The organism is Stenotrophomonas sp. P5_A9, assembly GCF_056400525.1.
The window spans coordinates 1-10,618 of the sequence record NZ_JBFULC010000090.1 but is presented as its reverse complement, the minus strand read 5'-3'; the positions used below and the strand labels follow the sequence as shown (position 1 = coordinate 10,618).

Below are 10,618 nucleotides of genomic sequence, written 5' to 3'. Positions count from 1 at the left end.
CAGCAGGATCGCCAGACAACGTGCCTGGCTGTTGAAAGAACAAAAAAAACGCCGGCAATGCCGGCGTTTTTTTTCAACACATCGCAACCGACGATCAGTACTTCGGCACGCTGTTGTCCACCTCGTTCGACCAGGCGTCGATGCCGCCGGTGATGTTGTGGACCTTGCTGAAACCCAGGGCGCGGAACTGCTCGGCGGCCTGGGCGCTGCGGCCACCGTGGTGGCACAGGAAAGCCAGCGCGGTGTCCTTGGGCAGCGCTTCCAGGCGCGCGCGGTTGTCGCCGTCGAAGGTCTCGAACGGGGCGTTGATCGCGGCGATGGCGCGCTCGTCGGCCGGGCGCACGTCCACCACGATCAGGCTGCCGGCACGCAGCTGGTCGTCCGCGTCGCGCACCGCCAGCTCCTGCACCGCCTTGGGCGCGTTCGGGTTATCGATCGCCAGGCCCTTGCCACGGATATCGTCCACCCAGTCGATGGTGATGCCGTCGGCGCGACGCGCGCTGGCCAGATCGAACTGCACGCGCAGGCCGTTGGACTCGGCGGCGATCGCGTTGTCATCGTGCGGAGCCAGCTGGAAGTTCGGCTGGAAGCGCGCATCGATGCCCAGCTGCAGCGAGGCACCGGGTGAATCGGCCAGCGCACCGCGCAGCATTTCCACCGCAGCCGGGGTCACGGTGATCGACGGCGGGGTGCGGTCCGGGGCGGCCAGGCCGAGCACGCTGCTCAGCTCCCCGCTGCCGGCCATCTGCAGAATGATGTCGCTGCCGCCGACCAGTTCGCCGTCGATGTACAGCTGCGGGATGGTCGGCCAGTCGCCGTAGGCCTTGATGCCTTCGCGGATCTCGGCGTCGGCCAGCACGTTGACGTGGTCGAACGCCACGCCCAGGTCCTGCAGCGCCCCGACCGCCTTGGCCGAGAAACCGCACTGCGGCATGCTCGGCTGGCCCTTCATGAACAGCACGACGCGGTTGGCGTTGAGGATGGATTCGATGCGCGAGCGCAGGGCGGGATCAAGGGACATGGCAGTCGGGTCCGGCATTTGGAACCGGACATTCTACGCGGCATGGCATCATGGGGCATGACCGTACCGGAAACGTTGCATCGCATTCCCCTGCGCCCCTGGCGCTGGCTGCCGTGGCTGCTGCTGTCGCAGGTGCTGGTGGTCCTGGCGTGGGTCCAGCTGGGCTGGGCGGTCGGGCTGGCGCTGATGGTGGCCTCGCACGCGCTGTTCCTGGTGCCGGTGTTCCTGCCCAACAGCCGTTTTTACGCGCCGGTGCTCAGCCGCTTGCCGGGCCGGGCGCCGCGGGTGTGGCTGACGATCGACGATGGCCCCTCGGCCGAAACCCCGGCCGTGCTGGACCTGCTCGACCGCTACCAGGCCAAGGCGACCTTCTTCCTGGTCGGCGAGCGGGCCCTGGCCCAGCCCGAGCTGGTGCGGCAGATGCTTGCCCGCGGGCACACCCTGGGCAACCACAGCCATCGCCACCCGCAGACACGGTTCTGGCGGCTGGGGCGGGCGGCGATGGCCGCTGAGATCGGCCAGTGCCAGCAGACGCTGACCGCCATCGCCGGACAGCCGCCGCGCTGGTACCGCTCGGTGGTGGGCATGACCAACCCGTTCGTGGCTCCCGCGCTGCAGCAGTGGCAGCTGACCCGTGTGGGCTGGAGTGCGCGCGGTTACGACGGCGTGGACTGCCAGCCGCAGGCGGTGGTGGAGCGCATCGTCGGCCAGCTCGGCCCCGGGGCGATCGTGCTCCTGCACGAAGGCGCCGCGCACGGGCACAACCTGGTCATCATCGAGTCGGTGCTGCAGGCCTTGCAGGATCGTGGATTGACGGCGGCGTTGCCGGACGCGGCGTAACGGTCGGCGCTGCACTCAGCCGATCGCACCCAGCACCATCAGCCCGCCGGTACCCAGCAGGGTGCCCACGGCGCATACCAGCCCCAGGATGGCGAACAGCGTGCGCCGGTCGCGTTGCAGCAGCCCGGCGATACCCAGCGCTACCGCCACGACCTCCAGCACGCCCGCGCCAAGGATGCCCAGCCCGAGCAGCATCGTGGTCGGCGCGCTTTCATCCAGCCCGCCGGGCGTGCTCATCTCGGCGTAGCCGGCCACCACGATCAGCAGGAACAACAGCCCCCCGCCGCCCAGCGACAGGATGAACGAGGCGATGCCGAGACCGGAATGACGGTGTTGCATGGGAACTCCTGATCAGGAACGTGTCGAGGCGGGCTCAGGCCCGTTGGGTCAGGCTGCCGGGACTGCCGGCCAGCGGGTGCGAGTGCTGCCACTGCTGGCGCATCCAGCTGCCCAGCGACAGCTGCGCCAGCAGCAGGGTGACCGCCAGGCCCAGCGCCAGTACGCCGGTAACCCGGCGTCGGCGATGCTGCAGCAGGCTGCCGATCCCCATCAGCGTGGCCAAGACCGCCAAGCCGATGCTGATGCACAGCACCACCAGCAGCAGCACCGGCAGCTCGCGCATCTCGGCATGCGCGGGGGTGTGGGCGACGTGCGCGCTGATCGCGAACATCACCAGCCCGCACAGGCTGATCACCAGTGCGGCGATGCCCAGGGCGGAATGGCGGGATGAGGGCGGGGTCATGCGGGCTCCATGCCGGTATCGGGGCGCGAGTATGCGCGTGCAGCGCGCAGGGCGCGACTGTCAGCCCCGGATCGGCCGCTCAGCGCAGACCAGCCAGTTGTTGAACGGCGTGTTGCCATACAACGGGGTCATCTGCAGGCGCAGGCCGGCCGCTTCCAGCGGCGCGCGCACGCTGGCGGCATCGGGATAATGCCGCGGTCGCGTGCCCATCCAGCCCACCAGGTGGGCCAGCATGTCGGTGATGCGGGTGGCGCGGTCGCGGCCGCTGTTGTCGGCCAGGGTGGTGCGGATCACCAGCCGCCCGCCCGGGGCCACGCGCGTGGCGGCAGCATGCAGCAGACCCGCCTGCGCATCGGCCGGCAGGTACTGCAGCACATCCAGCAGGGTCACGCTGCCGTGGTGGTCGGGCAGGGTGGCGCTGGCGTCCAGGCAGTCGAAACGCGCATCGGTCAGCGCCGCCTGTGCACCGGCACGCTGCGCACGCGCGATCTTGTCCGCGTCGATGTCCACGCCCAGGTACGGCTGCTGCTGACCGGCCTGGCGCAGCACGTGGGCCAGCAGGCCCAGCCCGCAGCCGATGTCCAGCAGCCCGCCCTGCGCCGGTACCAGCGCGGCCAGCACGCCCGGATACAGCGGATCGCTGCCGAGCTTGCCGCGGCTGTAGTAATAATCGCGTCGGTTGCCGAAGCGCCGGGCCGGCATGAAGGCTGCGGCGATGCGGCGGGCCTGTTCCTTGGCCAGTGGCAGCGCGTCCGTGCTCAGCGCGCCACCTCGTCGGCCAGTTGCACCCGTGCGACCGGGAAGACGCGCTGGTTCCACAGCGTGTACATCGTCGCCGACGGATGCAGCCCGTCTTCGACCAGCATCGGCGCTTCCCCGCCCAGCTCGCGGCTGACCTCGGTGATGTCGATGAAGGCGACGTCGTGCGCGGCGCAGATCGCGGCGGCCGCCGCGTTGTAGGCGTCCAGTGCATGCCCGATCTGGGCCCGGTCGCGGCCGGACGCGATCCCGTACGCGGTCACTCCCCAATCGGGAATGGACAGCACCAGCACGCGCGACGCGCGACCGCCGGCAAAGCCGAGCGCGCGTTGCAGCAGGGCGGTGAAACGGGGCCGGTAGTCGTCCACGCTGCGCCCGCGGTACTGGTCATTCACCCCGATCAGCAGGCTGACCAGGTCGAAGGGTCCCTGCGGGGCCGCGGCGTCGATGCCCGCATCGAGTTCGTCGGTGGTCCAGCCGGTGGTGGCGATGATCTGCGGGTCTTCCACCGCGATGCCGATGTCGCGCAGGCCGGCGGCCAGCTGCGAGGGCCAGCGCCCTGACGGCTGCACGCCTTCGCCGATGGTGTACGAATCGCCCAGTGCCAGGTAGGACAGCGCCACCTCAGGCCACCGCGCTGCGTGGCTTCAACGGCACCACCTTGGTGTTGGCTTCTGCACGGCGGGCCAGCGCACGGTCGATGCGCGCGAAGACATCGCGCATGACGTCCGGCTCGGGCAGCAGGGTCACGCGGAAATGGTGGCGGTAGGGCACGTTGAAGCTGGAGCCCGGCACGACCAGCACGCCTTCCTCGTTCATCAGTTCCAAGGCGAAATCATGGTCGTCGAAGCTGCGCGCGGCCGGGCCGACCACCGCCGGGAACGCGTACAGCGCGCCGGCCGGGGCAACCAGCGACAGGTGCTCGCTGGCGTTGCAGGCCTCGATCACCGCGCGCCGGGTTTCATACAGGCGGCCACCGGGGGCGCACAGCGGGGAGATGGTGTCCGGGCCGTTGACCGCGGCATCGATGGCGTACTGGCCGGGCACGTTGGCGCACAGCCGCAGTGCGCTGAGCAGGTCCATCGCCGCGCGGAATTCGCCCAGCCGCTCGGCCGCGCCGGACAGCATCGCCCAGCCCACCCGCCAGCCGCAGGCGCGATGCACCTTGCTCAGCCCGCTGAAGGTGATGCACGGGTGTTCGCCGGCCAGTGGCGCCACCGCATGGAACGCGGCACCGTCGTAGAGGATCTGGTCGTAGATCTCATCGACCATCAGCAGCAGGTTGTGCTTGAYCGCGATCGCCACGATCTTCTCCAGCAGTTCGCGCGAGTAGCTGGCGCCGCTGGGGTTGTTCGGGTTGATCAGCACGATGGCGCGGGTGCGCGAGGACACCAGTGTTTCGATTTCGACCGGGTCCGGCTGGAAGCCGTTCTCCGGTGCGCAGCGGTAATACACCGGCCGGCCGTCGTTGAGGATGGTCGCCGCCGACCACAGCGGATAGTCGGGAGAGGGCACCAGCACTTCATCGCCGGGGTTGAGCAGGGCGCGCAGCGACAGGTCGATCAGCTCGCTGACGCCGTTGCCGATAAACACCCGGTCAGGATGCGCGTCGGGGGCACCGCGCCGGGCGTAGGCGGCGGCAATCGCTTCGCGGGCCTCGGGCAGGCCCTGCTGGTGGGTATAGGGATCGGTGCGGCCCATGTCATCGGCGATCGCGCGCTGCAGGTGCTCCGGCGCGCGGAACCCGAAGTTGCCCGGGTTGCCGATGTTCAGCTTGATCAGCTTGCGGCCCTGCGCCTCCAGCTCCCGCGCTCGTCGCGCCAGTTCGCCCCGGATCTCGTAGCGGACTTCGGACAGGCGCTCGCGGGTGGCAAGCGGCTTCAGCGGGGGCGTGGACATGAACGGGCCGTCATCGTCGGGCATGGAAATGGCATGGTAGCGGAAATGTTGCGTTGCAGGGCAAGGCTTTCGGGCCAAATTCCGAGCACTGCCAAGCAGTTGCGCAGACGCGGGCGGGACTGGGCCTTCGCTACTGGCCGAGCACTGCGGCGACGCCCGGTCGCCACACCCTCTAGAATGGGCACGATGAGCGAACCCACTGATTATCTTGCCCTGCAGACCATTGGCTGGCCCTGGCCGGGCGGCCCCGAACTCCCGGCCTGGCAGGCCTTGTTCGAGCAGTTCCCGCAGGCGCGCCCGGGTCGTGTGATCGAGCAGCATCGCACCGGCTACATCGTCTCGGACATGCCCGATGCGGCAATCAAGACCGAATCCCCGCCGGAATGGCAGCGCCCGCGCTTTCCCAGCCACGAACGCGCGGCCGTGGGCGACTGGGTGCTGATGGAGGGCATCAAGATCGTGGCGCTGCTGCCGCGGCGTACCGCGATCAAGCGCGGCGCGGCCGGCGAGCATTACCACCAGCAGGTGATCGCGGCCAACATCGATACCGTGTTCATCGTCTGCGGCCTGGATGCCGACTTCAACCCGCGCCGCATCGAGCGCTACCTGCTGCTGGTCGGCGGTGGCGGCGCGCAGCCGGTGGTGGTGCTGACCAAGGCCGACCAGACCGAGTACAGCCAGGATGCCCTGGACGTGCTGGAAGAACTGGCCGCGCAGGACATCCCGCTGCTGGCGGTCAACGGCAAGGACCCGGCCAGCGCGTCGGCCCTGCTGCCGTGGCTGGGCGCGGGCCGGACCGTGGTGCTGGTGGGCTCGTCGGGTGCCGGCAAGTCCACCCTGACCAACACGCTGCTGGGCGAGGAGCGGATGAAGACCGCCGACGTGCGCAGCAACGATTCGCGCGGCCGCCACACCACCACGCACCGCGCGCTGATCCCGCTGCCGGCCGGTGCCTGCCTGATCGACACCCCGGGCATGCGCGAACTCAAGCCGACCGGTGAGGAAGCCCTGAGCGAAGGCGGCTTTTCCGACGTGGAAGCGCTGTCGGCGCAATGCCGGTTCCGCGACTGCGCACACCAGCGCGAGCCGGGCTGTGCGATCCGTGCGGCCATCGATGACGGCACGCTGGATGAAGAGCGGTTGTTGAACTACTTCAAGCTGAAGGAAGAAGTGGCCGCCGCCGCGGCCAAGCTGGCCGTGCGCCAGGCCCAGCAGGCGATCGAGCGCAAGCACGTGGGCAAGGGCGCGCAATGGCGCCCGGGCGGCAAGGGCGGCCGCCGATAGCCGGGTAGAGCCACCCCATGGGTGGCTGCACCAACTCCCCGCGTGGCTGCTATTGTCCGCCCCATGGACACACCAATGACCGTGGATCGTGAGGTGGCCCACCACACCGCGCTCGATGCGCAGCTGGTGGAGGCAGTGGGTGGCATCAAGCTGCTGGGCCTGACGAGCTGGCCCGCTGCCCTGCAGGCCCCGTTCCTGGCCAGTGTCGCCCGCGGCCAGCCGGTGCTGCCGCAGGTGGCCTATCCCCGGCTCGACTTCGGCGACACCCGCCGCGCGCTCGCCGCCATCAGCGCCCAATGCGATCCGGACCATCCCATCGGCCTGTACGTGCAGCGCTCGGCGCACAGCTGGGACCTGGCCGCCGGTCTGCTCGAATCGCTGGGCACGACCGAGGTCGACCGCTATTCGGTCGAACTGTTCGGCGCGCCCGAGCACCCGCTGCCTGGCAACGGCCCCAGCACCCGCGATGCGGCCCGTCACTTCATCCAGATCGCGCAGGAACTGGACCACGAACTGCTCGCGCCCGAAGAACAGGTGCCGGTCTCGGCTACCGCCTTGCAACTGCAGTTGCAGAGCGACCTCGATGCGTTCTTTGAATCGCGCATCATCAGCGTCCAGCTCGACCCGGACCTGATCTCCAAGGCGGCCGCCGGCCCCACCCGCATCCGCCTGCGCACCAGCGCCCGCTTCAGTGCGTACGACCGTGCCCAGCTGTTCCACCACGAAGCACTGGTGCATTCGCTGACCGCACTCAATGGACGCGAGCAGCCGCACCTGCCCAGCCTGGCGTTGTCCTCCCCGCGTGTGACCGCCACCCAGGAGGGCCTGGCCACCTTCGCCGAGCAGATCACCGGCAGCATCGACATCGAGCGCCTCAAGCGCATCAGCCTGCGGACCGAAGCGATCGCGATGGCGCGCGAGGGCGCCGATTTCATCCAGGTATTCCGCTACTTCTGCGCCGAAGGGCAGAACAACGAGGAGAGCTTCGCCTCTGCCCAGCGCGTCTTCCGCGGCGTGCCACCGACCGGCGGCGCTGCATTCACCAAGGACACCGTGTACCTGCGCGGGCTGGTGTCTGTACATACCTTCTTCCGCCACATGCTTGCCGAAGACCGCCTGCAGGTGTGCCGCTGGTTGTTCGCCGGCAAGATGTCGCTGACCGATGCGATCGCCTTCGCACCGCTGTTCGAAGAAGGCATCCTGCGCCCGCCCCGCTGGTTGCCACACTGGGTCAGCCGCGCCAACGGGCTGGCCGGCATGCTGGCGTTCTCGCTGTTCGCCAACCGCATCCGCATGGACCAGCTGGTCGCCGAATGATGCGTTGCATCCGGGCACGCTGCGTCGCGCGACGGGTCGCGTTTCATCTGGAGCGCGCCATAACGTAAGAATGCTTTCATCTTCCGCTCGCATGATGGTCATGCACCTGCAGTGCGCAGGTCACCACCCCACATGCAACGGACGACCATGCTTACCCGACCCCTGACGATCGCGGTTGCGATCGCGCTGTGCGCCGCCAACGCCCACGCCGCCGATGTAGCCGCCACCACCGGTGCAACCACCGATGCGAGCGCCGCGCTCAGCGCGCAGACCCTGGACACCGTGTCGGTGATCGGCCAGGGTGAAACCCGCCAGGTCCAGCGCATCACGGCGGTGGACAAGCAGGTGCTGCCGCCGGGCACCAGCGGCCAGAAGATCCTCGACCGCCTGCCCGGCGTGTCGGTGCAGTCCAACGATGCGTTCGGGGCCAACGAAGAATCGCAGAGCATCACCCTGCGCGGCTTCGACAAGAGCCGCCTGGGCTACACGCTCGATGGCATTCCGCTGGGCGACAACAGCTACGGCAACTACAACGGCCTGAGCATCGCCCGCGCGCTGATCGCAGAAAACCTGGCCGGTGCCGAACTGTCGCAGGGCATCGGTTCGCTGGGCGTGGCCTCCACCAGCAACCTGGGCGGCACTGTCCAGTATTTCTCGCAGGACCCGTCCACCGAATTTGGCGGTCGTGCCAGCGTCACCGTCGGCGATGACAACCAGCGTCGCGGTTACCTGCGCGTGGACACCGGCGACATCAACGGCTTCTCGGCCTACGTCTCAGGCGTGCACCAGGAGGCGGATATGTGGGCCGAGCCGAACCAGAACCAGACCACCCGCCAGTTCAACGCCAAGGCGGTATGGAACGTGGGCGACAACCGCTTCGGCGCGTTTGCCGCGACCTCGCGCGTGAGCCAGGCCAACTATGCCTACCTGTCCAAGAGCATGCTGGCGCGCGGGCTGGGCTACGACTGGAACATCTACGCCCCGGACTGGGATCGCGCGGTGGCCGCGGCCTACTGCGCGCCGGGCACCTACAACGCACAAAAGTGCGCCTTCAGCGGTGGCGTCAACAGCATCGACGATGCGTACTACCAGAGCCGCGCGCTGCGCGACGACAATCTGTACTCGCTGGATGCCGATCTGGCGCTGGGCGAGACCTCGCGCCTGAAGCTGCTGGCCTACCACCATGAGAACCGCGGCCAAGGCCACTGGTGGGCGCCAGGCCAGCCGTCCAACCCGGGTACCGCGCAGGCGCTGCCGATCTCCATCCGCAGCACCAACTACACCATCAACCGCCAGGGCATCACCGCGGCGCTGAGCTGGCAGTGGGGCATCCACGCGCTGGAAGCGGGGCTGTGGTACGAGCGCAACGACCACAACGTCGAGCGCAATTTCTACTACATCACCGGCCCGTTCCTGGATGACGGCTACCTCAACCACCCCGACCGTCGCCTGTTCGACCAGGACTTCGACATCCGCACGCGCCAGTTCTACGTGCAGGACCGCATGCGTTTCCTCGATGACCGCCTCACTGTCGATGTGGGCATCAAGAGCCCGAACACGCGCATGACCGCCAACGCCAGGCCGGGCACCGAGGCCAGCTACGCCTCCGGGACGCTGACCGCGAAGGAGGCGGTGCTGCCGCAGGCGGGCATCGGTTTCAAGCTCAGCCAGAACCAGGAGCTGTTTGCCTCTTACTCGGAGAACATCGCCGCCTTCGTCGGTGGCGGCAGCGGTGGCCCGTTGCAGGTATCCCCGGAATCGTTCGCCGCCAGTGCGGGGCTGGAGCCGGAGAAGTCGAAGACGCTGGAAGCCGGTTTCCGGACCTTCGGCGAGAAGTACCAGGCCTCGATCGCGGCCTACCATGTGATGTTCGACAACCGCCTGCTGTCGCTCAATCCCTGCACGAGCATCGAGGTGGGCACGCGTCCGGAGTGCATCACCCGCTTCATCAACGTAGGCTCGGTGAAGAGCCAGGGCGCGGAGTTGACCTTCATCCTCAAGCCGGTCGAGGGCCTGCAGTGGTACAACGCGCTGTCCTGGAACAAGTCCACCTACGAGGATGACTACACCTCCGGCGGTGCGATCGTGCCGGTGGCCGGCAAGATCACGGTGGATACGCCGCAGCGGATGGCCTCCAGCGAGATCAGCTGGAACCGCGACGGGTTCTTCGCCAGCCTGCGCGCCAAATACACGGGCAAACGTTACTACACCTACACCAACGACCAGTCGGTGGCCGGGGTGACGACGGTCGATGCGGGTGCGGGGTATTCATTCGGTCCGGGGCTGGGCCTGCGCGACATCAAGGTGTCGCTCAACGCGACCAACCTGACCAACAAGCGCTACGCCGGCCAGCTCAGTTCGTTCGCCCCGACCGATCCGAACGGCACCCGCTACGCGATCCACGCCAGTGCGCCGCGCCAGGTGTTCATGACGGTGGCCGCTGAATTCTGAAGCATCTCGCGTGCCGGGCCGCTGTTTTGGTCGGGTACGGGTGGGGTGGCGGGACACGCCGCAAGTACGTCCCTGTAGGCGCGCATGCGCCATCCATGGCGCATGACGGTCCCGCCACCCCACCCGTACCCGCCCTTGACAGTTTGCGGGTGCTCAACAAGAAAGCGGGATGCAGTGCGGCGCGTTGCGCGCCGCTGGTTGCTCTGCGCGGCTGTGTTCCAGCCAAGGCCACCGGCCAACTGTCCAGGGCGGGGGTGTGCAGCGTCGCGGGACACGCTGCAAGTACATCCCTGTAAGCTCGCGTG

General features: G+C 68.3%; 10 protein-coding genes. 4 read left to right on the top strand and 6 right to left on the bottom strand.

The annotated features are described in order from the left end of the window. Window positions 1–94 precede the first annotated feature (94 nt). Window positions 95–1,021 (bottom strand): Grx4 family monothiol glutaredoxin, encoded by a 927-nt coding sequence (gene grxD, locus AC1DR7_RS18975; protein WP_457319142.1) that lies wholly within the window; start codon window positions 1,019–1,021, stop codon window positions 95–97. 57 nt (window positions 1,022–1,078) lie between these two features. Here grxD and AC1DR7_RS18970 point away from each other — a divergent pair, with 57 nt between their 5' ends. Next, window positions 1,079–1,861, top strand: a complete 783-nt coding sequence (locus AC1DR7_RS18970) for a polysaccharide deacetylase family protein (protein ID WP_478052270.1) — start codon at window positions 1,079–1,081, stop codon at window positions 1,859–1,861. A 15-nt stretch (window positions 1,862–1,876) separates the two neighbouring features. Here the strand turns inward: AC1DR7_RS18970 and AC1DR7_RS18965 are convergent, their stop codons facing one another. From AC1DR7_RS18965 to AC1DR7_RS18945, 5 genes are read right to left on the bottom strand one after another with little or no spacing between them, the layout of a single operon-like run. After that, window positions 1,877–2,200 (bottom strand): hypothetical protein, encoded by a 324-nt coding sequence (locus tag AC1DR7_RS18965; protein WP_457319140.1) that lies wholly within the window; start codon window positions 2,198–2,200, stop codon window positions 1,877–1,879. A 34-nt stretch (window positions 2,201–2,234) separates the two neighbouring features. Then, on the bottom strand, window positions 2,235–2,603 hold the full coding sequence (locus AC1DR7_RS18960; protein WP_256776524.1) for a hypothetical protein: 369 nt from the start codon (window positions 2,601–2,603) through the stop codon (window positions 2,235–2,237). 60 nt (window positions 2,604–2,663) lie between these two features. Continuing rightward, entirely contained in the window at window positions 2,664–3,344 is a 681-nt protein-coding gene (locus tag AC1DR7_RS18955) for a class I SAM-dependent methyltransferase (RefSeq protein WP_256776532.1), read from the bottom strand. Window positions 3,345–3,361: 17 nt separating this feature from the next. Further along, window positions 3,362–3,985 carry an SGNH/GDSL hydrolase family protein gene (locus AC1DR7_RS18950; protein ID WP_457319139.1) on the bottom strand — a complete coding sequence of 208 codons (624 nt, stop codon included), beginning with the start codon at window positions 3,983–3,985 and terminating at the stop codon, window positions 3,362–3,364. A gap of 1 nt (window position 3,986) precedes the next feature. Further along, complete coding sequence (locus tag AC1DR7_RS18945; protein WP_478076618.1) at window positions 3,987–5,261, bottom strand: pyridoxal phosphate-dependent aminotransferase; 1,275 nt, start codon at window positions 5,259–5,261, stop codon at window positions 3,987–3,989. Between the two features lie 177 nt (window positions 5,262–5,438). Between AC1DR7_RS18945 and rsgA the strand changes: the two genes are divergently transcribed. The 3 genes from rsgA (at window position 5,439) to AC1DR7_RS18930 (ending at window position 10,313) form a co-directional block, all read left to right on the top strand. Further along, window positions 5,439–6,545, top strand: a complete 1,107-nt coding sequence (gene rsgA, locus AC1DR7_RS18940; protein WP_256776522.1) for a ribosome small subunit-dependent GTPase A — start codon at window positions 5,439–5,441, stop codon at window positions 6,543–6,545. A 75-nt stretch (window positions 6,546–6,620) separates the two neighbouring features. Then, on the top strand, window positions 6,621–7,862 hold the full coding sequence (locus AC1DR7_RS18935) for a flavohemoglobin expression-modulating QEGLA motif protein (protein WP_457319138.1): 1,242 nt from the start codon (window positions 6,621–6,623) through the stop codon (window positions 7,860–7,862). A gap of 147 nt (window positions 7,863–8,009) precedes the next feature. Continuing rightward, on the top strand, window positions 8,010–10,313 hold the full coding sequence (locus tag AC1DR7_RS18930; RefSeq protein WP_457319137.1) for a TonB-dependent receptor: 2,304 nt from the start codon (window positions 8,010–8,012) through the stop codon (window positions 10,311–10,313). The last annotated feature ends 305 nt before the right edge of the window (window positions 10,314–10,618 follow it).